This is a genomic window from Inquilinus sp. NPDC058860 (assembly GCF_042743185.1).
Taxonomy (GTDB): Bacteria; Pseudomonadota; Alphaproteobacteria; order DSM-16000; family Inquilinaceae; genus Inquilinus.
Window position 1 is genome coordinate 1 of sequence record NZ_JBHYMS010000041.1, and the last position, 19,664, is coordinate 19,664.

Annotated in this window: 20 protein-coding genes; 12 read left to right on the plus strand and 8 right to left on the minus strand. The window is 71.9% G+C overall.

Translation table 11 applies throughout. From position 1 onward, the window contains the following. Positions 1-163: 163 nt before the first annotated feature. From ACFW16_RS24315 to ACFW16_RS24325, 3 genes are all read right to left on the minus strand, one after another. The gene (locus ACFW16_RS24315; protein ID WP_380309888.1) at positions 164-1,201 is read right to left on the minus strand and encodes an ABC transporter substrate-binding protein; all 1,038 of its coding nucleotides are present in this window, start codon (positions 1,199-1,201) and stop codon (positions 164-166) included. Positions 1,202-1,384: 183 nt separating this feature from the next. Beyond that, positions 1,385-2,137 carry an SDR family NAD(P)-dependent oxidoreductase gene (locus ACFW16_RS24320; protein ID WP_380309890.1) on the minus strand — a complete coding sequence of 251 codons (753 nt, stop codon included), beginning with the start codon at positions 2,135-2,137 and terminating at the stop codon, positions 1,385-1,387. 218 nt (positions 2,138-2,355) lie between these two features. Then, entirely contained in the window at positions 2,356-4,320 is a 1,965-nt protein-coding gene (locus ACFW16_RS24325; RefSeq protein WP_380309892.1) for a VTT domain-containing protein, read from the minus strand. 169 nt (positions 4,321-4,489) lie between these two features. Between ACFW16_RS24325 and ACFW16_RS24330 the strand changes: the two genes are divergently transcribed. Beyond that, positions 4,490-5,260, plus strand: a complete 771-nt coding sequence (locus ACFW16_RS24330) for a ChaN family lipoprotein (protein WP_380309894.1) — start codon at positions 4,490-4,492, stop codon at positions 5,258-5,260. Positions 5,261-5,424: 164 nt separating this feature from the next. Further along, positions 5,425-6,648 carry a hypothetical protein gene (locus tag ACFW16_RS24335; protein ID WP_380309896.1) on the plus strand — a complete coding sequence of 408 codons (1,224 nt, stop codon included), beginning with the start codon at positions 5,425-5,427 and terminating at the stop codon, positions 6,646-6,648. A 10-nt stretch (positions 6,649-6,658) separates the two neighbouring features. Here ACFW16_RS24335 and ACFW16_RS24340 read toward each other — a convergent pair whose 3' ends face one another. Then, complete coding sequence (locus ACFW16_RS24340) at positions 6,659-7,006, minus strand: VOC family protein (RefSeq protein WP_380309898.1); 348 nt, start codon at positions 7,004-7,006, stop codon at positions 6,659-6,661. A 31-nt stretch (positions 7,007-7,037) separates the two neighbouring features. Beyond that, entirely contained in the window at positions 7,038-7,949 is a 912-nt protein-coding gene (locus tag ACFW16_RS24345) for a LysR family transcriptional regulator (RefSeq protein ID WP_380309900.1), read from the minus strand. 116 nt (positions 7,950-8,065) lie between these two features. Between ACFW16_RS24345 and ACFW16_RS24350 the strand changes: the two genes are divergently transcribed. After that, complete coding sequence (locus ACFW16_RS24350; protein ID WP_380309902.1) at positions 8,066-8,698, plus strand: glutathione S-transferase family protein; 633 nt, start codon at positions 8,066-8,068, stop codon at positions 8,696-8,698. Between the two features lie 29 nt (positions 8,699-8,727). Here ACFW16_RS24350 and ACFW16_RS24355 read toward each other — a convergent pair whose 3' ends face one another. Further along, complete coding sequence (locus ACFW16_RS24355) at positions 8,728-9,576, minus strand: LysR substrate-binding domain-containing protein (protein ID WP_380309904.1); 849 nt, start codon at positions 9,574-9,576, stop codon at positions 8,728-8,730. A gap of 103 nt (positions 9,577-9,679) precedes the next feature. Between ACFW16_RS24355 and ACFW16_RS24360 the strand changes: the two genes are divergently transcribed. The 4 genes from ACFW16_RS24360 to ACFW16_RS24375 all read left to right on the plus strand — a co-directional run bounded on the left by ACFW16_RS24360 (position 9,680) and on the right by ACFW16_RS24375 (position 12,682). After that, on the plus strand, positions 9,680-10,312 hold the full coding sequence (locus ACFW16_RS24360) for an FMN-dependent NADH-azoreductase (protein ID WP_380309906.1): 633 nt from the start codon (positions 9,680-9,682) through the stop codon (positions 10,310-10,312). A gap of 79 nt (positions 10,313-10,391) precedes the next feature. Further along, entirely contained in the window at positions 10,392-11,219 is an 828-nt protein-coding gene (locus tag ACFW16_RS24365; RefSeq protein ID WP_380309909.1) for a class I SAM-dependent methyltransferase, read from the plus strand. Between the two features lie 81 nt (positions 11,220-11,300). Beyond that, positions 11,301-11,822 carry a MarR family winged helix-turn-helix transcriptional regulator gene (locus ACFW16_RS24370; RefSeq protein ID WP_380309911.1) on the plus strand — a complete coding sequence of 174 codons (522 nt, stop codon included), beginning with the start codon at positions 11,301-11,303 and terminating at the stop codon, positions 11,820-11,822. Beyond that, positions 11,819-12,682 carry a DMT family transporter gene (locus ACFW16_RS24375; protein ID WP_380309912.1) on the plus strand — a complete coding sequence of 288 codons (864 nt, stop codon included), beginning with the start codon at positions 11,819-11,821 and terminating at the stop codon, positions 12,680-12,682. Before ACFW16_RS24370 ends, ACFW16_RS24375 begins: the two co-directional genes overlap by 4 nt. Here the strand turns inward: ACFW16_RS24375 and ACFW16_RS24380 are convergent. Further along, entirely contained in the window at positions 12,679-13,581 is a 903-nt protein-coding gene (locus ACFW16_RS24380) for a LysR family transcriptional regulator (protein WP_380309914.1), read from the minus strand. The two genes, ACFW16_RS24375 and ACFW16_RS24380, sit on opposite strands and share 4 nt — an antisense overlap. Positions 13,582-13,689: 108 nt before the next feature. Between ACFW16_RS24380 and ACFW16_RS24385 the strand changes: the two genes are divergently transcribed. The 5 genes from ACFW16_RS24385 to ACFW16_RS24405 all read left to right on the plus strand — a co-directional run bounded on the left by ACFW16_RS24385 (position 13,690) and on the right by ACFW16_RS24405 (position 18,305). After that, positions 13,690-14,319 carry a glutathione S-transferase family protein gene (locus ACFW16_RS24385; protein ID WP_380309916.1) on the plus strand — a complete coding sequence of 210 codons (630 nt, stop codon included), beginning with the start codon at positions 13,690-13,692 and terminating at the stop codon, positions 14,317-14,319. A gap of 24 nt (positions 14,320-14,343) precedes the next feature. Continuing rightward, entirely contained in the window at positions 14,344-16,455 is a 2,112-nt protein-coding gene (locus tag ACFW16_RS24390) for a pyridoxamine 5'-phosphate oxidase family protein (protein ID WP_380309918.1), read from the plus strand. A gap of 88 nt (positions 16,456-16,543) precedes the next feature. Then, positions 16,544-17,134, plus strand: coding sequence for a hypothetical protein (locus ACFW16_RS24395; protein ID WP_380309920.1), 591 nt, complete (start codon positions 16,544-16,546; stop codon positions 17,132-17,134). Further along, positions 17,131-17,712 carry a hypothetical protein gene (locus ACFW16_RS24400; RefSeq protein WP_380309922.1) on the plus strand — a complete coding sequence of 194 codons (582 nt, stop codon included), beginning with the start codon at positions 17,131-17,133 and terminating at the stop codon, positions 17,710-17,712. The genes ACFW16_RS24395 and ACFW16_RS24400 overlap by 4 nt, the downstream gene beginning before the upstream one ends. Continuing rightward, on the plus strand, positions 17,709-18,305 hold the full coding sequence (locus tag ACFW16_RS24405) for a hypothetical protein (RefSeq protein WP_380309924.1): 597 nt from the start codon (positions 17,709-17,711) through the stop codon (positions 18,303-18,305). Before ACFW16_RS24400 ends, ACFW16_RS24405 begins: the two co-directional genes overlap by 4 nt. 3 nt (positions 18,306-18,308) lie before the next feature. Here the strand turns inward: ACFW16_RS24405 and ACFW16_RS24410 are convergent, their stop codons facing one another. Then, entirely contained in the window at positions 18,309-19,640 is a 1,332-nt protein-coding gene (locus ACFW16_RS24410) for a hypothetical protein (protein ID WP_380309926.1), read from the minus strand. Positions 19,641-19,664 lie beyond the last annotated feature (24 nt).

Below are 19,664 nucleotides of genomic sequence, written 5' to 3' on the forward strand. Positions count from 1 at the left end.
CCCCCCGCGGGAGGGGGGTAGGGGGAGGGGGCTGTCGATCGAAGAGTGGGGAGCGAGCAGGATCGTCCGCTCCGGCGGCGCGAACCCCCTCCCCCTGGCCCCCTCCCGCGAGGGGAGGGGGGACTCATCAGGATCGGTGCGTGAGCCATCGAGCCAGGCGGGGCTACTTCGCCGCCCAGGTGTTGAAGCGCTCGGTCAGGCTGTCGATGTTCTCCAGCCAGAACTCGGCGTTCAGCTCGACCGCCTGGGACATGTTGTCCGGGTTGGTCGGCAGGCCCGGCAGGTATTCCGCCGGGATCAGCGGCGTCGCCGCCTTGCTGGTCACGCCATAGGCGATCTTGGTCGGCAGCTTGGCCTGGTTCTCCGGCTTGCCGACGAAGGCCAGGAACTTGGTGGCGGCGTCGACATTGGGCGACCCCTTCAGGATCACCCAGCTGTCGATGGTGAACAGGCTGCCGTTCCAGACGACGCGGAAATCCTTCTTGTCGGCGACATTGGCGGCGGCGATGCGGCCGTTATAGGCGGTGGTCATCGCCACCTCGCCGGCCGCCAGCATCTGCGGCGGCTGGGCGCCGGCGGTCCACCAGATCAGGTTCGGCTTCAGCTCGTCCAGCTTGCGGAAGGCGCGGTCCACGCCCTCCGGCGTCGCCAGCACCTTGTAGACATCGGCCGGGGCCACGCCGTCGGCCATCAGCGCGGCCTCCAGGTTGATCTTCGGCCCCTGGCGCATCGCCCGCTTGCCCGGGAACTTCTTGACGTCCCAGAAATCGGCCCAGCTCTTCGGCCCGTCGGCAAACTTGGCGCCGTCATAGGCGACGACGTTGTTGTAGACGATGGTGCCGACGCCGCAATCGTTCACCGCCGCCGGCAGATAGGCGTCGCGGCCGCCGATCGCATCCCAGTTCAAGGGCTCGAACAGCCCTTCCTCGCAGCCCAGCGCCAGCTCCTCGGATTCGACCTGGACCACGTCCCAGCTCGAATCGCCGCCCTCGACCTTGGCGCGCAGCACGCCGATGCCGCCGTCCCAGCTCTCGTCATGCATCGGGGTGCCGGTGGCCTTGAACGGCTCGAAATAGATCTCGCGCTGCGCGTCCTGATAGGCGCCGCCCCAGGACACGACGGTCAGGTCGCGGGCCATGGCGGGCGCGGCGATGCCGGCCGCCAGCACTGCCGCGGGCAGGAGGCGGGTGAAACGGATCATGACGGAGACTCCCTGTTTTTTTGCGGCCTGGAGCCGGTTTGACGCCTGTTCGAGACGGCGCTGGCGTGAGTCGGCTGGTGGTGGTTTCGAGAACCGGCGCGCAGCGGACGTTTGAGTCCGTGAGCACCGGAAGCGGAGAAACCGCCGCCAGACGGCCACGCCAGTAGCCGTATCGGACGGGCGTCAGACGTGCTGGCCGCCGTTGATGTGGACCTCGGCGCCGGTAATGTAGGACGAACCGGAGGTGCAGAGGAACATGATCGTTGCGGCGACCTCCTCCGGCTTGCCCAGCCGCTTCATCGGGATCTCGCTGTCGACCATCGCCTCGGTGCCCGGCGACAGGATCGAGGTGTCGATCTCGCCCGGCGCGATCGCGTTCACCCGCACGCCATGGGCGCCGAACTCGTGCGCCATCTCGCGGGTCAGCGCCGCCAGCGCCGCCTTCGAGGTGGCATAGGCCGGGCCGGCGAAGGGGTGCACCCGGCCGCCGGCGATCGAGGTGACGTTGATGATCGTCCCCTTCGCCGCCCGCAGCGGCTCGAACAGCCCGCGGGCCAGCAGCGCGGTGGCGAACAGGTTGACGTTGAACACATGGGTCCAGGTCGCGTAGTCGGTGGTCAGCACGCCCATGCGCTTGCCGCCGGGCAGCTTGGGCGAGATGCCGGCATTGTTGACCAGCGCGTCCAGCCGCCCGTGCGGCAGCCGTGACCGCAGCGCGGACAGGCCCTGCTCAATCCCGTCCAGCTCGGCGAGGTCGAGCTGGACGTGGTTCTCCTCGCCCGCATGCCAGGGGCATTCCTTGGAGAAGGCCTGGCGCGAGACGGTGATCACCCGCCAGCCGGCGGCGCTGAAGCGCTTCACCGTGGCATGGCCGATGCCGCGGCTGGCGCCGGTCAGGATCAAGGTCTTCGGCTCGTCCGTCGGGGCCGTGGACATGGCTGCACCTGGTTTGAAGAGATCGATCCTTGAGAACGGATCGCGATCGCATCATGCGGTGCGTCGCCGCATCCGTCCAGGGCAGGGGAGGCATGGCTGCCGCTACCCCATGCCGCATCCCGCACCCCGTGTAGGTTGGGTTCGCGGCGCGCGAACCCAACATCGTGCCGTCCGAGCCAGTGTTGGGTTCGCAAGCGAACCCAACCTACGCCACTCGATTATGGTTGGGCTAAGATCAGGCCGGGCGTGGCAGAGGCGGCGTTCGGCAGGCGCGCCAGCTCGGGCAACTTCGGCAGCGGCGCCTCGTCCTCGGCGTCGATGGCGCTGACCAGGCCGAGCGGATGGTGGATCGTCTCGACCCCCGGGGCCGCCAGCAGGATCGGCGGGCCGCCCTCCAGCACAAATCCCGAGCGCCACAGCCGCAGCACCTGGCGGCTCGTGCCGCCGGCGTCGGGCCGGATCAGGGTCAGCACCGGCATCCGCCCGTCCTGCAGCACGGGGGGCACCGGCAGGGTCCGGGCATCGGCCGCGTCGTCGAGGAAGCGGAGGGCGTTGGCCAAGGTCCAGCCGGACGGGGCGGTCCAGCCGGAGGCGGCGAGGGCGGCGGCCAGCGCCTCCGGCGGCCCGGCCCATTGCAGCAGGAAGGGCTGCTCGGCCTCGCCCTCCAGGTCGATGCGGCGCTGTGGCAGGCGGCGCCAGCCCTCCGCCCGCCACTCCGCGGCCGGGATCGCGACGAGGGTCTCGCGCGGCACGTACATCGCCGCGGCGCCGCGGTAGCCGGTGGCGACATGGACGCCTCCGGCGACCGCCAGGGCCAGCAGCAGCGCCACGGCGAACCGGCGCGGCCGGATCCGCTGCGGATCGGCCAGGCGGAAGGCCATGGCGAAGGCGATGGTCATGCCCAGGCCGAAAAGCAGCCCGGCGGCGACGTCGGACGGCCAATGCGCCGCCAGATAGACGCGCGAGGCGCAGATCAGCCCGATCAGCGCGGCGGCGACCGTCAGCGGCACCAGCTGCCAGCGCCCGGGCAGGCCGCGGGCAACCAGCCAGCCCAGGATGCCGTACAGCACGGCGGAGAAGGCGGCGTGGCCGCTCGGGAAGCTGAAGGCGTCGGCGCCGCTGTAGAGGTCGGTCGGCCGGGCGATCTGCAGCCGCCCCTTCACGAGCGGCACGAAGCCGGCGGTGACGGCGACGGCGATGGCGACGCCGCCGGCCCGGTGCCAGGCCCGGTGCAGCAGCAGCCAGCCGATCGCCGCGACCACCAGGGCCGTGACGGTGCGGCCGTCGCCCAGCATGGTCACGATGGTCAGGGCCGTGTCGCCCCAGGGGGTGCGCAGCCCCTGGACGAAGGCGCTGATCGCGCCGTCCGCTGTGGCCAGCCCGCCATGGGCCACCAGCCGCAGCAGGTTGACGAAGCCGGCGACCAGCACCAGCACCACGGCACCCAGCGCCGCCATGACGCGCAGGTCCGACTCCTCCGGATCGGCCAGCCGCGCCAGCAGGCGGGCAGGGCGGCCGCGGGCCGACGCCCAGCGGTGGACGGCGTGCTGCGTCCAGCCCAGCAGCGGCACCAGCCGGCGCCAGATCCAGCGGGTGGCGACGACCAGCAGCCACAGCGTCAGGGCCAGCACCGCCAGCAGCGCCACCAGCCGGCCGCTGACGGCGCCGAGCGCGCCCAGCGAGGCGCCCAGCAGTGCGCCGCCCAGGATATGGGCCGGCGCCCAGACGATCGCCGAGGCGATGTTGACGGCATAGAACAGCCCCGGCCGCAGGCCCAGCGCGCCGGCCACCATCGGGATCATCGGCCGCAGCATCGGCAGGAAGCGGCCCAGCGCGATGCTCTTGCCGCCGTGCCGGCGGAAGAAGGCCTCGCCGCGGGCGACCAGCCCCGGATAGCGGCTCATCGGCCAGGCGCTCAGGATGGTGCCGCGGTAGCGCCGCCCGAGCTCGTAGGACACGCCGTCGCCGAGGATCGCGCCGGCGGTGGCCCAGACCAGCATCGGTCCCAGCGGCAGGTGGCCGAGCCCGACCACGGCGCCGACGCCGATCAGGATCGGCGAGCCGGGGATGAACAGCCCGACCACCGCCACCGATTCGGTCAGGGCGATCAGGAAGATCAGGAGGCCGGCCCAATGCGGATGCTGGCCGATGAATTCGATGACCGCCTGCGCGATGTCGGTCATGCCGTTGTCCGTCCTGCCGTCATCGCGACTCCGTCATCCTCGAACCGGTGTCATAGCTCGCGATTTCCGCGGCTCGGCGCAACCCTGCCGGTCGTCGCGGCGAAGCGGTTGCCGTCGGCGGCGAAGACTGCCACATGAGACTGGTGTCGGATGGAGCGGAAGAATGGCGATGAGGGGGAGGATTGTGGCCCTGGCGCTGGCCGGGCTGCTCGGCTGGTCCGTGGCCGGATGCGCCGCGACGCCCGCCCCGGTGCGGCCGGCCCCGGTCCGGCCTGACGGCGGCGTCGTGCTGCTCGGCGAGACCCATGACCGCGTGGCCGACCATCACTGGCAGCTGCAGCGGATCGCGGCGCTGCGGGAGGACGAGCCGGGCCTCGCCATCGGGCTGGAGATGGTGCCGCGCAGGCGCCAGGCCGCGCTCGACGCCTGGACCGAAGGCCGGCTCGACGAGGCCGCCTTCCTGCGCGAGGTCGACTGGGACCGGTCCTGGGGCTTCGATTTCGCCCTGTACCGGCCGATCTTCGCCTTCGCCCGGATGAACCGCATCCCGCTGATCGCGCTGAATGTCGACCGCGATGTGGCGCGTGCCGTCGGAAAGGATGGCTGGTCGGCGCTGCAGGCCCGGCCGGAGCTCGATCTCGGCCGGCCGGTGCCGCCGTCTTCGGACTACAACCGATATCTCGCCGCCGCCTTCGCCGGGCATGGCCGCGCGGCGGAGGGCGACGCCCTCAACCGCGGCTTCCGCCGCTTCGTCGAGGTGCAACTGCTGTGGGACCGGGCGATGGCGGCGCGCATCGCCGAGGCGCGGGCCGCCGGGACGCCGCTGGTCGTGGTGCTGGCCGGCAGCGGCCATGTCCGCGACGGCATCCCGCGCCAGCTGCGCGATCTGGGCTATGCCAGCACATCGCTGGTGGCGCCGGACGCCGAGGGCGGGATCTGATCCGAACCTGCTGCACTGCCTGAATTGTGACATGAAGCTGGAGGATCGTCTGGTCCGGTTGCTGTGAATATTGAAAGGCGACTGGCTTGATTACGCTTCGTCGAAGTGAATCCGATTCACTTTTCAGCAGGAGGACTTCCTCGATCCGGCCGAAGGGTCTGGCCTTGCTGGCGGCCGCTGCCCTGGCCCTGCATCTCGCGGCCGCGCCGGCTTCGGCCGCGACGCCGGCGGAGCTGACGCAGAAGCATCTGTATGCCGGCTCGATCGCCGAGGGCGAGAAAGCCCTGGCGGCGGTCCTGGCGAAGAAGCCGGACGATGCCGAGGCGATCGCCGGGCTCGGCCTGATCCGTCTGGCCAAGGCGACGGAGCGGTTCAGCCAGTCCCTCTACCGCTACGGCTTCCGGCCGCCGGAAGACCCGATGATGACGGTGCCGCTGCTGACCATGCCGGTGCCGCCGAACCCCGAGCCGGAGGTGATCCGCTACGAGGACGCCCGCGCCATCCTGCAGGCGCTGGTCGACGATCTCGACGCGGTCGACCGCACGCTGCAGCCGCTGGACGACCGGCCGGTGAAGCTGCCCATGGCCATGGGGCGGGTGAAGCTCGACCTCGCCGGCAAGGGCCGGGGCCAGGCCACGCTGTACGATGTGTACAGCGCCGTGCTGCTGGGCGGACAGGGCGACCCCGCCAATGCCGGCAAGCTGGTGATCGCCTTCGACACCGGCGACGTGCTGTGGCTGCGGGCCTACACCCATGTGCTGCGCGCGGGCGCCGAATTCCTGCTGGCGCGCGACTGGCACCGCAGCTTCGACGCGGCCGCGCACCTCCTGTTCCCGCGGCCGGATTCGCCGCTGGCGGCGGCGCTGTCCCTGCCCACCCAGGGGATGTTCACCGGGGCGGAGGACGGGCGGATCGCCGACGGCATCGCCTGGATCCATCTGCTGAACTGGCCGGTGGCGGAGGCCGACCGGCTGCCGCGGGCGCGCGAGCATCTGCTGGCCGCGGCGAAGCTCAGCCGGGAGATGTGGGCGTCGATACGGGCCGAGACCGATGACGACCGCGAATGGCTGCCGAACGCCAGGCAGGCCAGCCTGATCCCCGGCATGGCCATGACCGACGAGCGCATCGACTCCTGGCTGGCGCTGATGGCGGAATCCGAGGCGGTCCTGAACGGCGAGAAGCTGCTGCCGCATTGGCGCTTCGACCAGGGCTTCAACCTGCGCCGCCTGCTGGAGTCGCCGCAGCCCTTCGACCTGGTGCTGCTGCTGACCGGCACCGCCATGGTGCCCTATCTCGAGGACGGCCCGGTCAGCGACCGCTCCTTCTGGGAGCAGGCGACCGCGGCCTTCGAGGGCGAGTTCGTCAGCTTCGCGGTCTGGATCAACTGAGCCCGAGGGCTCAGTGCGTCAGGATGTTGACCAGCCGGCCGAACGGGTCGCGGACGTAGAAGCGGCGTACGCCCCAGGGCTCGTCGGCCGGGCCGTATTCGATCGCGAGGCCCATCGCCACCGCCTTGCGGTGCACCGCATCGACGTCGTCGACCTCGATCGAGATGTCCGGCACCGGCGTGCCGGACCCGCCCTCGGTCATCACGCTGAGCTGCGGCGTCATCGTCGCGTCGGCGGTGAAGGTCTGGATCCAGCCCATATCCATGGCCAGTTTCAGCCCCAGCAGGTCGCCGTAGAAGGCCTGCGCCCGGGCGACGTCGCCGGTGGCGATGTTGGTGACGATCCGCTTCACGGCCATGGGGTTCCTCCGATGGTCTTGGACGCCGCCCTCATCCTGCCACGGCCGGCCGCCGGCCTTCCAGCAGGTCGCGCCGGCGGGCCAGGGCGGCGGCCATGAATTCGGTGAAGGCGCTGACCCGGGCGGTGCGGCGCAGGTCCTCATGCGTCAGCACCCAAAGCGCCGCGTCCTCGGGCACGGTCGGGGTGGCGATCCGAACCAGCCCCTCGGTGGCGTCGCCGAGATAGCAGGGCAGGGCGGCCAGGCCGATTCCGGCGCGGGCCGCGCGGCAGACCTCGACCAGCGAATCCGCCCGCAGCGCGATCGTCGCCTCAGGTAGCGCCCGGCGCATCCAGCGGGCGACCGAGGTGCCGGCCAGGCTGTCGTCCGGCGCCACCCAGGGATGCGCCGCCGGGTCGACCGTCCCGGCCCGCGCCGCCGGGTGGCTCGTCGCGGTATAGGCGGCGAAAGCGATGCCGGCGACGCGGCGGCCGACCAGCGTCTCCGGCGGGTCCAGCACCGGCCGGATGGCGACGTCGGCGTCGCGCCGGGTCAGGTTCGCCATCAGGTTGGCAGTCGTGACCTCGATCACGATGCCGGGATGCAGCTCGCGGAACTGGGCCAGCAGCGGCGGCAGAACCGACGCCGTCAGCGTATCGGCCGTCGCCACCCGCAGCGTGCCTTCCAGGCGCAGGTCCTGGCCGGCCAGGCGGCGCTCCAGCGCTTCGACCGTCGCGGCCATGCCGCGGGCCGCCGCCGCCAGCTCCTCGCCGCCCGCGGTCAGGGCGTAGCCGGCGGGCAGCCGGTCGAACAGCCTGAGGCCCAGCCGCTGCTCGAAGCCGCCGATCCGCCGCAGCACCGTGGTGTGGTTGACGCCGAGCCGCCGCGCCGCCCCGGCCAGCGAGCCGGCCTCGGCCACCGCCAGCACCGTCTGCAGGTCCTCCCAGTCGATCCGGTTATCCATGGCGTGGCCTGTGCATCTATGCAGATGATCGCTGCAGTATCGCAGATCGCACTGCGCCAGTGCACTCTTCATCTTCTCCCCAGCGGCGGGACCGGCCCGCCGATGGAGAGACAGAGATGACGCCGATCCAGCTCTACACCTGGCAGACGCCGAACGGGCACAAGGCCTCGATCATGCTCGAGGAGACCGGCCTGCCCTATGAGGTGCACGCCGTCGACATCGAGCGCGGCGAGCAGCGCGAGCCGGCCTTCCTGGCGCTGAACCCGAACAACAAGATCCCGGTGATCACCGACCCGGACCGCGGCCGCACCGTGTTCGAGAGCGGCGCGATCCTGACCTATCTCGCCGAGCGCTCCGGCAGGCTGCTGCCGGCCGATGCCGGGGAGCGGCTGACGGCGCTGCAATGGACGCTGTTCCAGGCCGCCCATCTCGGCCCGACGCTGGGCCAGCTGTGGAACTACAAGATCTTCGCGTCCGAGAAGATCCCGTATGTCATCGACCGTTTCGAGGCCGAGGCGGCGCGGGTGTTCCGGGTGCTGGACGGCACGCTCGGCCGGCGCAGCCACCTGGCCGGCGAGGCCTACGGCATCGCCGACATCATGAGCTGGCCATGGATCCATGCCGGGCTGGTGCATATCGGCCTCGACCTGGAGGCCAGCCCGAACCTGCGCCGCTGGTACGACGCCGTCGCCGCCCGGCCCGCCGTACAGCGCGGCCTGCGCGTGCCCGTCCTCGGCAGCCGGGATTGACCGAACGATCGGTCGGAGAATTCGCCGTGCTAGGCGCGCCCCAGCTGTCCGGCCGACTGTCGCAGCGTCTCGGCCAGCGCCCGGGCCGGCTCGGACGGGCCGGCGGTGCAGACCACGAACTCGACCTCCGGCAGCGGCGGCAGCCCGTCCTCCGGCCCGGCGATCCGCAGCCCCGGCCCGATCGCGCTCTGCGGCAGCGGCGTCACCGCCAGCCCGGCCAGGGCCGCGGCGCGGACGCCGGCGACGCTGGGGCTGACATAGGCGATCCGCCACGGCCGCCGGGTTCCGGCCAGCCCCGCCAGAGCCGCCTCCCGGTACGGGCAGGGCTCCGGGAAGAAGGCCAGCGGGATCGGGTCGGGCAGCGGGCCTATATCGACGGCAGCGGCCCAGGCCAGCGGCTCGCGCCAAAGCGTCCAGCCGCGGCCGTCGCCATGGCAGCGGCTGCACAGGATCAGGTCCAGCCGGCCCGTGTCCAGCGCCTGGAACAGCGTGGTGGCGATGCCGACCTCGACCTCGATCCGCACCGCCGGATGCTGCGCCCCGAAGCGCCGCAGCACCTCCGGCAGGCCGGAGCCGGCGACATCCTCCGACGCGCCGATCCGGATTCCTCCGGCCAGCGACGAGGCCGACAGGCTGGCCCGGGCGTCCTGGTTCAGGCGCAGGATGCTGCGGGCATAGCCCAGCAGGGTCTCGCCGGCCTCGGTCAGTGCCACCGACCGGGTGCTGCGCCGCAGCAACGGCCGCCCGGCCTGGTCCTCCAGGCGGCGGATCTGGGCGCTCACCGTCGACTGGGTGAGGTGGAGGTGCTCCGCGGCCCGGGTGAAGCCCTGCAGCTCCGCCACCGCCACGAAGCTGCGCAGCAGCTCGGTCTCGAACATGGCGTCAATATATCGTAGATCGCCATCAATATCATGAGATCTATTCGTTTATCCTCTGAACGCCAAGCCGCTAGCCTGATCCCCATCCCAGCAGGAGACCCCTATGGCACGGCTGCTCTATGTCGAAGCGTCGCCCCGCAAGCAGCGCTCGGCCTCGATCGAGGTCGCGCGCGCCTTCCTCGCCGCCTATCGGGCGGCCCATCCCGACGACGAGATCGAGACGCTCGATCTCTGGGCCGCCGACCTGCCGGAATTCGACGGCGCGGCGCTGGAGGCGAAATACGCCGGGCTCAGCGGCACGCCCCTGACCGAGGCGCAGGAAACGGCCTGGCGCCGGATCCGCGAGCTGGCCCAGCCGTTCCACGCGGCCGACCGGCTGCTCTTCGCCGTGCCGCTGTGGAACTTCGGCATCCCGTACAGGCTGAAGCACCTGATCGACATCGTGTCGCAGAAGGACGTGCTGTTCTCCTTCACCGAACAGGGCTTCTCCGGCCTGCTGCCGGGCCGCAAGGCGGCGGTGATCTACGCCCGCGGCCTCGACTACGGCCCCGCGGCCTTCACCCCTGCCGCCGGTTTCGACTTCCAGAGGCCCTATATGGAGATGTGGCTGCGCTTCATCGGCATCACCGACATCACCGCGATCACGGTCGAGAAGACGCTGTTCGGACCGGAGGTGGACACCGGGGCCCGGGCCGAGGCGAAGATCTGGGCGGAGGCGGTGGCGAAGACCTTCTGAGGCACCTCTCCGGACGGCTGCGGTGCCGGTTCCTCCCGCTTGCGGTAGGATGGCCGCAGCCATGATCCGGGAGGGCGCCATGGAGATCGAGCAACAGGTCGCACGTCATTACGGCCGCAGCGGCATCGAGCAGGCGATCCTCGAGGCGCTGCGGGCCAGCGGCAAGGATGTCGAGCGTCTCGCGCCCGGCGACCTGTCCGGCGCCGACGAGTTCCATCTCGGCTGGCACGCCGCGACGGCGGAACTGGCGCGGGATCTCGGCCTCGGGCCGGATCTGCATGTGCTGGAGGTCGGCTGCGGCATCGGCGGGCCGGCCCGGCATTTCGCCGCGGCCCATGGCTGCCGGGTCACCGGCATCGACCTGACGGCGGAGTTCGTCGAGGCGGCGGAGGCCCTGACCCGGCGCTGCGGCTTGGCCGGCCTGGTGTCGTTCCGCCACGGCAGCGCGCTGGCCATGCCTTTCCCGGACGCGGAATTCGACGCCGCCACCCTGATCCATGTCGGCATGAACATCGCCGACAAGGCGGCGCTGTTCGCCGAGGTGCGGCGGGTGCTGAAGCCCGGCGCGCGCTTCGGCGTCTACGACATCATGCGGGTGGGCGAGGGCGAGCTGCCCTACCCGATGCCCTGGGCGGCGGTGCCTGACACCAGCTTCGTCGAGCCGCCGGAGACCTATCGCCGGCTGTTGGACGAAACCGGCTTCACCATCGAGGCGGAGCACAGCCGGCGTGACCTGGCGCTCCGGCTCGGCCGCGAGATGCGGGAACGGGCGGCCATTGAGGGCGCCCCGCCGCTCGGCCTGCACCTGCTGATGGGGCCGGCGACGCGGGAGCGCATCGGCAATGTCATGGCGGCCCTGGAGCACGGCCTGATCGCGCCGACCGAGATCATCGCCCGCGCCGGCTGAGCCGGCTGCCGGCATTGGGGTCTAGCGCAGTCACTTCCGATATGATTTCATAATGAAATCATTTTGCGATCGGAATCCGCAATGACCTCGTCCTCCGCCGTTCCCGTCCTGGAGCTCGGCCGCTGGCTGCCCTACCGGATGTTCGTGGTCGCCGGGCGGGTGGCGGAGCTGCTGGAGAGCTTCTACGGCCCGCGCTGGGGCCTGGGGCTGCCGGCCTGGCGCATCCTGGCGGTGGTGGCCGACCGGCCGGGCGTCAGCGCCCGGGAGATCGCGCGGGCCTGCGGCCTCGACGCGGTCGCGGTCAGCCGCGGCATCGCCCAGCTCGCCGCCCTCGGCTTCGCCCGGCGCGAAGCCGGGCAGCAGGACCGGCGCTACGCCTCGGTGACGCTGACGCCGGAGGGCGAGGCCGCCTTCGCCGAGATCGCGGCCCTGGCGCGGGCGATCGAGGCCCGGCTGCTGGCGGCGCTGCCGGAGGAGGAGCGGGCGGCGCTGGACCGCGCCCTTGACCGGCTCGACACCGCCAGCGGCAAGATCGCGGGCGCCGGCTGGCGGGCGCTGCTGACCGAGGCTGCCGGCGCCCCGCCCAGCGAGACCGAAGCGTGACCGCGATCCTGTTCCTGGCCACCGCACTCCTCTGGGGTGGCGGCGCGCTCGCCACCGCGCTGCAGGCCGGGCCGGTGGCGGCCACCGTCTCGGTCGGCTACCGCATGGCCGCGGCCGGCCTGTTGATGCTGGCCCTCGGCGCCGCCACCGGCACCCGGCTGCGGCTGGCCCGGGCCGACCTGCCCTGGGTGCTGCTGCAGGGCGTGCTGTTCTTCGGCCTCGCCTTCATCGCCTTCTACCAGGCCACAAGGCTGATCCCGAGCGGCCTGGCGGCGCTGGTTCTGTCGCTCTCCGCCGTCTTCGCCGGGCTGCTCGGCCGCGTCTTCCTCGGCACGGCGCTGACGCCGCAGCTCTGGGCCGGGCTCGGCTGCGGCGTGCTCGGCCTCGCCATCGTCTTCGGCGGCGATCTCGGCGCGGTGGCGGCGGACGGGCGCAGCTTGACGGGATTCGCCTGGGCGGCGCTCGCGGCCCTGGCCACGGCCGGCGGCACCATCCTCGGCGCCCGCAACCAGAAGCGCGGCATCCCGATCCAGGCGGTGATGGGCTGGGGCGCCCTGACCGGCGCTGCCGCCGCCTTCGCCTGGTCGGCCGCTGCCGGCTCGGCCTTCGCGATCGACACATCGGCGCGCTATCTCGGCAGCCTGGCCTATCTCGCCGTCGCCGCCTCCTGCATCACCTTCCTGATGTATTTCGACCTGGTCCGCCGCATCGGCCCGGCCCGCACCGCCTATACCCTGGCGCTGGTGCCGGTGGTCGCGCTGGCGCTGTCGGCCGGCTTCGAAGGCCTCGCCCTCGGCCCCGGCCTGCTGCTCGGTGCCGCGGCGATCCTCTGCGGCAACGTCCTGGTGCTGCGGGGTTAGCTCCGGAGGGTTGGGTCGGCCCGCAGCCCCTCGGCCAGAAAGTCGACCAGAGCCCGCACCCGGGCGGAGGCGCGGCGGCCCTCCTGGTGCACGACATGGATCGGGATCGGCGGCGGCTCGAACTCCTCCATCAGGACCACCAGCTCCCCGGCCCGGATGGCCGCCGCCGCCTGATAGGACATCACCCGGGTCAGGCCGCGCCCGGCCACCGCGGCCGCCACCGCGACATCGGCCTGGTTGACGATCAGCCGGGACCCCGGTGTGATCGTCTCGGTCTGATGGCCGCGATGGAAGGTCCAGTCCCGCATCGTCGAGCCTTGTAAGAACGGGATCGCCTCGTGCTCCGCCAGCTCGGCCGGGCTGCGCGGCGTGCCGTGCGCCGCGATATAGGCGGGCGAGGCGCAGACCACCCGCCGCACCGAGCCGACGCGGATGGCGCTGAGGCCGGAATCGGGCAGCTCGGCGATGCGCACGGCGACGTCGTAGCCCTCCTCGGCCAGATGGACGATGCGGTCGATGAAGAAGCTGCGCACCACCAGCCCGGGATAGCGGCCGGCGACCTCAAACAGCACCGGCGCCACATGCAGCCGGCCGAACAGCACCGGGGCCGTGACCGCGACCGGGCCGCGCGGCTCGGCATGCAGCCCGGCCGCCGCGGCCTCGGCCTCCTCGACCTCGGCCAGGATGCGGCGGCAATCCTCCAGGAAGCGCGTGCCGGCCTCGGTCAGCCGCACGATCCGGGTGGTCCGGTGCAGCAGGCGGGCGCCGATCCGCTCCTCCACCGCCGCCACGGCGCGGGTCACGGCCGGCGGCGACAGGGCCAGGCGCCGGGCCGCCGGGGCGAAGCCGCCGGCCTCGGCCACGGCGACGAAGATGCGCATGCTGTCCAGCCGGTCCATCGGATTATTCCGCAGATTGAAACGGTGATCTGTCAAGCATGGGTATTCTTCACAAATGGAGGAATGGGCATCTTGGTGGGCGAGCTCTCCATCCGAAAGGACGCCGCCATGCCGCTCCCCGCCCAGCCCATCCGCCTCTACCGCTTCGGCCTGTCCGGCCATTCCCACCGGGTCGAGCTGTTCCTGTCGCTGCTGGGCCTGCCCTTCGAGGCGGTCGACGTCGACCTGAAGGGCGGCGAGCACAAGACTCCGGACTTCCTGGCGCGCAGCCCGTTCGGCCAGGTGCCGGCGATCGAGGACGGCGATGTCGCCCTGGCCGACAGCAACGCCATCCTGGTCTACCTCGCCAGCCGCTATGACGAGGCCGGGCGTTGGCTGCCGCGCGACCCGCTGGCCGCGGCGGAGGTGCAGCGCTGGCTGTCCGTCGCCGCCGGCTTCCTTGCCTATGGCCCGGCGGCGGCGCGCTTGGTCACCGTGTTCAAGGCCCAGCTGGACCATGAACGCGCCAAGGCGATCGCCGCCCGCCTCTACGGGGTGATGGAGGCGCATCTGGCCCGGGGCGGCTTCCTGGCCGGGCCGCAGCCGACCATCGCCGACGTCGCGAACTACACCTACACCGCGGTGGCGCCGGAAGGCGGAGTCTCGCTGCAGCCCTATCCCAGCATCCGCGCCTGGCTCGCCCGGGTCGAGGCGCTCCCCGGCTTCGTGCCGATGCCGCGCAGCGTCGTGGCCGCCTGAAAGCCGTCCGCATCCAGGTGCATCATGCCCGATACCGTCACCATCCCCGCGCCGCTGCCCGGCTGGCCTCATGACGAGCCGCCCTTCCACCCGGGCGAGCTGGCCGCCCAGGCCCGGGCCGGGGTGCGCGAGCGGATGGCGCCGGCCGGCCGTCGGGCGATCCGCGGCATCATGCCGGACCAGCATCGCGACTTCTTCGCCATGCTGCCCTTCATCGTGGTCGGCAGCCTCGACCGGCAGGGCCGGCCCTGGGCCTCGGTCCTGTCCGGCCGGCCGGGTTTCCTCTCCTCGCCCGATCCGCGGACGCTCATTGTGGCGGCCCGGCCGGCCTATGGCGACCCGCTGGGCGACAACCTGGCTGCCGGAGCGCCCATCGCGCTGCTCGGCATCCAGCTCGAGACGCGGCGGCGCAACCGGATGAACGGCACCGTCACCGAATGGGCCGACGGCCGTTTCGCCGTCACGGTCGGGCAGAGCTTCGGCAACTGCCCGCAATACATCCAGGCGCGCAGACCGAGCTTCGTCGCCGAGCCGGACAGCCTGGGCGAGCCGCGGCCGGTCCACGCCGAGGGGCCGGTGCTGTCGCCGCGGGCGGCGGCGCTGGTCGTGGCGGCCGACACCTTCTTTATCGCCACGCGTTCTGCCGACGCCGGTGAAGGCGAGGCGCCCTCCGAGGGCGTCGACGTCTCGCATCGCGGCGGCCGGCCCGGCTTCGTCCGCGTGGCGGAGGAGGGCGGGCAGACGGTTCTGACCGCGCCGGACTTCGTCGGCAACTTCTACTTCAACACCTTCGGCAACATCGAGGCCGACCCGCGCGCCGCCTTGGTCTTCGTCGATTTCGACACCGGCGGCGTGCTGCTGCTGACCGGCACCGCGGAGGTGGTGTGGGACGGGCCGGAGGTCGCGTCCTTCGCCGGGGCGGAGCGGCTGCTGCGGTTCCGGCTGGAGGAGGGGCGGTGGATCGAGGATGCGGTGCCGCTGCGCTGGTCGGCGCCAGAGCAGGCGCCGCAGCTCGCCGCCACCGGCACCTGGGAGGAGGCCGGCCGGGCGGCGAGGGCCGAGGCTTCGCGCAACACGCTGCGCCCCCTCACCGTGACCCGGATCGTGGACGAGAGCGCGACCATCCGCTCCTTCATCCTGGAGCCGGCGGACCGCGGCAGCGTCGTCGCCCACCGGCCCGGCCAGTTCCTGCCGATCGCGCTCGACATCCCGGGCCGCGACCAGCCGGTCCGGCGCACCTACACCCTGTCCGACGCGGCGGACGGGCGCAGCTACCGGATCAGCGTCAAGCGTGAGGCGGGACCCGACGGGCCTGGCCTCGCCAGCCATTGGCTGCACGATCATGTCCGGGTCGGCGATACGATCCGGGCCCTGGCGCCGCGCGGCGACTTCGTGCTCGACGCCGACAGCCGCCGGCCGGTGCTGCTGCTCTCGGCCGGGGTCGGGGTTACCCCGATGATCGCCATGCTGAACCACCTCGTCGGCCGCAACCCGGACCGGCTGCGCCACCCCGGCCGCGGCCTCTGGTTCGTCCACGCCGCGCGCGATGGGGCCGAGCATGCCTTCGCCGCCCATATCCGCGCCCTGGCGGCGCGGGCGCCGACCCTGGCCGTCCATGTCCGCTACAGCCGGCCGCGGCCGCAGGACGTCCAGGGCCGCGACTACGACGATGCCGGCCGCATCGACGCCGCGCTGCTGCGCCGGCTGCTGCCGCTCGACGACTACGACGTCTATCTCTGCGGCCCAGCCGGCTTCATGCAGGCGATGCGCGAGGTGCTGGCGGGCCTCGGCGTACGGCCGGAGCGGATCCGCAGCGAGGCCTTCGCGGCGGGTTCGGCCGCTCCGGCGGCCCAGGCCGCGCTGCCGCCGGCGGTGACCGAGGCGGAGGTCGAGTTCCGCGCCTCCGGCCGCCGCGCCGCCTGGGATCCATCAAAAGGCTCGCTGCTCGACCTCGCCGAAGCGGCCGGGATCGAGGCGCCATGGAGCTGCCGCACCGGCCTGTGCGGCACCTGCGCCGCGCGGGTGGCGGAGGGCACGGTGACCTATGCCGAGCCGCCCGCCGGCGCGCCCGAACCGGGCCAGGCGCTAGTCTGCTGCGCCGTGCCCGCCAGCGGCCGGGTGGTGCTGGAGCTGTAGGCCCGGATTTCTCTCAAATCCGGAACCAAATCCTGCCCTCATGCGTTCGATCGGTCCTGTGGGTGGGGGAGCGCCTCGGCGCATCGGCATGTCGCTCGGACAAGGGCTCGACGGATTGAAGAGCAGGACCGTGGTCTGGCTGACCACGGGCATCGGCGGCTTCCTGGCCGCTGGGGTGGCCCTGGTCATGACCATCGCCTCCTACCGCACCGACCAGCCGGTGCCGAAGCTGGCGCTCGGCGCGCCGATCGAGGCCGGGGAGTGGCGTTTCGTGCCGCTTTCCGCGCGGATCGCCACCACCACCCCCGACGGGCGGAAGGTCCGGGACGGGCAGAAGGCGCTGGTGGTGGAGATGGAGCTGACCAACCGCACCGCCGCCTCCAGCAACAGCTTCGCCCGCCTGCTGACCCTGGATCCATCGGTCGGCGCCGATGACCGGCCGACCTACATGCTGCTGCGCGACCAGGACCTGCTGTGGGAGGTGCATCCGAACATGACGGAGCGGGTGGCGGCGGTCTGGACGATGCCGCAGGGCGCAGCGGTGTCGCCGATGCTGACCTTCGCGGTCCACACCTCGGACTACAAGCGGCGCGACAACCTCTGGGGCCATTCCGGCTGGTACAACCCGCATGTACTCGGCACCCTCGACATGCCCGTCCTGGCGCCGGATCCGGCATGATGCGATGGCTCGGCCGACTGGCGGCGCTGCTGGTCGCCGCAATCCTGCTGCTGGCGATGCAGTGGACCACGCCGCTGTATGACGAGATGATCGCGGCGATCCCGTCCGACGGGCAGATCGGCGACACGGTCGCGGCCCGGAAGTTCACGGTCCGGATCGAGACGATCCGGTTTGCCCGGCAGCTTCGCTTCGAGGCCTATGGCAAGGAGGAGGTCCGTGACACCTCCGGCCTCTGGGCGATCGTCACCGCGACCCTGGCCGCGCGGTCCGAGACCACCCTGGTGAACGACGCCTATTGGGAAGGGCCGACGGGGCTGCTCTATTCCCACAGCAACCGGCTGTCCGGCGTCAAGCCGCTGCTGACCGACGCCCTGCTCCAGCCCGGCCTGCCGCGGCGCGGCTGGTTCATCTTCGAGATCCGCGAGGACCAGGCCCGCGGCGCCACCTTCGTGGCCCCGAATGCCGGCCTCGTCCCGCTCGATTCGATCGTCCGGGTCAGGCTCGGCGCCGGCGCCGAAGGCGCACTGCCGATCCTCGACAGCCTGGATCTCGACCGCACGCCGGGAGCGATCGAATGACGGCGGCCGAGCAGCCGGGCGAGGACGCCACCCTCGTCCCGACCGACAGCGGCGAGCGCCGCTGGCGCCGCCTCAGCCTCTGGGGGCTGCTGGTGGCGCTGCCCGTCACCTTCCTGCTCTCCGCCAGAGGAGATCTGGAGGAATGGTGGCAGGGCCAGGAGCTGTTCGAGCGCGGTGTCTCCGCCGGCACCGAGGCCCGCTTCGCCGGGGCCGACTGGCGGCTGGAGACGGTCGAGGTCCTGCCGTTGAAGCAGTCGGGATGGCCGCGCAGGCAGGGGCAGGGCACACCCGTCCGGGTCCGCTTCGCCGTGACCGTGCGCGACCCCGGCATCGACGTGCTGTGGCGGCGCTGCCGGGTGTCGCTGCGGGACGATCAGGACCAACGCTGGTCGGCCGGCAGCTTCGGCGGCCCGCGCTCGACCGAGGGCACGATGACCTGCGGTGCCGCGACGCTGGAGCCGCGGGCGCCCGGTACGGTGCTGCGGATCGAGCAGGACTTCACCGTCCCGCATGACGCGGCCGCGACGGTCGAGCCGACCGTCAGCATGGACGGCGAGCGGCCATCCTATCTGCGCTTCCGGCGCGGCGGCTGAGCCTTACGCCTTCGCCGGAGCCTCATCGGCTTCCGGTTCGGCCGGCGCCTGCGACCGGGCGAAGGCGATCTCCAGCACCGCGGCGATGAGGCAGATGCGCAGCGGCTCGACCAGGATGCCGGGCGTGGTGCCGGACGGGCTGCCGAGCAGCAGTGCCAGGCCGTCGCCCAGCACCTGCCAGAGGTCGAGCGGATGCGGCCCGATCACATGCGTCGCGCCGATCCACAGCCAGTCGGCTGCCCATTCCAGTCCGCGCCAGCCGAGAATGAAGGTCAGCAGCAGGACGAGGTCGGCGTGCAGCACCAGCCGGATGCTGTTGGCGATCGGCAGGTAGCGGCTGCGATACCCGCCGATGAAATGGCCGATGAAGTCGCGCAGGAATTTCGGCAGGGCGGCATAGCGGCTGCCGATGCGCTCCAGCCGTCGGTGCCGCATCCAGCCCGGATCGCCGCCCAGGTCGTGGCCGTAGATCAGCGCCGCCATCACCAGCCAGATCAGCGGCAGCAGGGCGTAGAAGAACAGGCCGGTGGCAACGGTCGTCAGGTCGGGCGGCGCCTGCTCGATGGGCCCGGCGGCGAAGGCGGTGGAGATCGGGGTCAGCACCGCCTGCCAGATCCGGTTGAGCCAGTCCCAGGCGGCGCCGCTGGCCACCCAGGCAAGGGCCTCGTCCTTCCATTGCGACAGCACGAACAGGCCGATGAAGACCCAGTTGGTCTCGCACAGCACGATCAGCAGCTTCCAGATCGGGGCGTCGGTGCGGTCGCGCAGCGCCACGAACGCCCGGCGCAGGATCCACGTGCCGACGACGGAGACCACGAGCCAGCGGGCGCCGATGGCGTCGAGCAGATTGCCGCTCTCGCCGAGGGGGGCGAGGTTCAGCGACAGCATCGAGTATTCGCGGATGGTCTCATTCAGGAAGCCCCAGGCGGCGTAATAGGCGAAGAACGGCACCAGGGCGATGGTCAGGGTGGTGGCGAAGCTGGTCAGCCGCTGCCGGCGCGTTGGCGCCGGCGGGGCCGTGATGGTGCCGGCATCGGGATCGGGCCCGGTGATCGGCACCGCCGTTCCGGCCGACAGGGCCTGGGCGGCGGCGACAGCCGGCAGCGCCGGCCGCAAGATCAGGAAGCCGAGGACGGTGACGACCAGCTTGGTCAGCACCACCAGCGTCAGTGCCGCGAAGCCGAGCGAGCTGTCGGCGAAGCCGATATGGACCGACAACAGCAGCAGCTGGTCGTTCAGCACGATCCCGATCAGCACCAGCAGGCTGAGCTGCGGCCAGAAGCGCCACCACAGCTTTCCCGTCAGCACCAGCGGCGCCAGCAACTCCCGATGCATTCGGTCCCCCACCTTCCGACAGGC

Excerpts from the sequence above, each read along its gene's own strand:
- ACFW16_RS24410 (WP_380309926.1), bottom strand. The coding sequence starts at position 19,640 with ATGCATCGGGAGTTGCTGGCGCCGCTGGTGCTGACGGGAAAGCTGTGG.
- ACFW16_RS24365 (WP_380309909.1), top strand. The coding sequence starts at position 10,392 with ATGGAGATCGAGCAACAGGTCGCACGTCATTACGGCCGCAGCGGCATC.
- ACFW16_RS24370 (WP_380309911.1), top strand. The coding sequence starts at position 11,301 with ATGACCTCGTCCTCCGCCGTTCCCGTCCTGGAGCTCGGCCGCTGGCTG.
- ACFW16_RS24385 (WP_380309916.1), top strand. The coding sequence starts at position 13,690 with ATGCCGCTCCCCGCCCAGCCCATCCGCCTCTACCGCTTCGGCCTGTCC.
- ACFW16_RS24405 (WP_380309924.1), top strand. The coding sequence starts at position 17,709 with ATGACGGCGGCCGAGCAGCCGGGCGAGGACGCCACCCTCGTCCCGACC.
- ACFW16_RS24390 (WP_380309918.1), top strand. The coding sequence starts at position 14,344 with ATGCCCGATACCGTCACCATCCCCGCGCCGCTGCCCGGCTGGCCTCAT.
- ACFW16_RS24325 (WP_380309892.1), bottom strand. The coding sequence starts at position 4,320 with ATGACCGACATCGCGCAGGCGGTCATCGAATTCATCGGCCAGCATCCG.
- ACFW16_RS24380 (WP_380309914.1), bottom strand. The coding sequence starts at position 13,581 with ATGGACCGGCTGGACAGCATGCGCATCTTCGTCGCCGTGGCCGAGGCC.
- ACFW16_RS24330 (WP_380309894.1), top strand. The coding sequence starts at position 4,490 with ATGAGGGGGAGGATTGTGGCCCTGGCGCTGGCCGGGCTGCTCGGCTGG.
- ACFW16_RS24395 (WP_380309920.1), top strand. The coding sequence starts at position 16,544 with ATGTCGCTCGGACAAGGGCTCGACGGATTGAAGAGCAGGACCGTGGTC.
- ACFW16_RS24320 (WP_380309890.1), bottom strand. The coding sequence starts at position 2,137 with ATGTCCACGGCCCCGACGGACGAGCCGAAGACCTTGATCCTGACCGGC.
- ACFW16_RS24315 (WP_380309888.1), bottom strand. The coding sequence starts at position 1,201 with ATGATCCGTTTCACCCGCCTCCTGCCCGCGGCAGTGCTGGCGGCCGGC.
- ACFW16_RS24400 (WP_380309922.1), top strand. The coding sequence starts at position 17,131 with ATGATGCGATGGCTCGGCCGACTGGCGGCGCTGCTGGTCGCCGCAATC.
- ACFW16_RS24345 (WP_380309900.1), bottom strand. The coding sequence starts at position 7,949 with ATGGATAACCGGATCGACTGGGAGGACCTGCAGACGGTGCTGGCGGTG.
- ACFW16_RS24340 (WP_380309898.1), bottom strand. The coding sequence starts at position 7,006 with ATGGCCGTGAAGCGGATCGTCACCAACATCGCCACCGGCGACGTCGCC.
- ACFW16_RS24360 (WP_380309906.1), top strand. The coding sequence starts at position 9,680 with ATGGCACGGCTGCTCTATGTCGAAGCGTCGCCCCGCAAGCAGCGCTCG.
- ACFW16_RS24350 (WP_380309902.1), top strand. The coding sequence starts at position 8,066 with ATGACGCCGATCCAGCTCTACACCTGGCAGACGCCGAACGGGCACAAG.
- ACFW16_RS24355 (WP_380309904.1), bottom strand. The coding sequence starts at position 9,576 with ATGTTCGAGACCGAGCTGCTGCGCAGCTTCGTGGCGGTGGCGGAGCTG.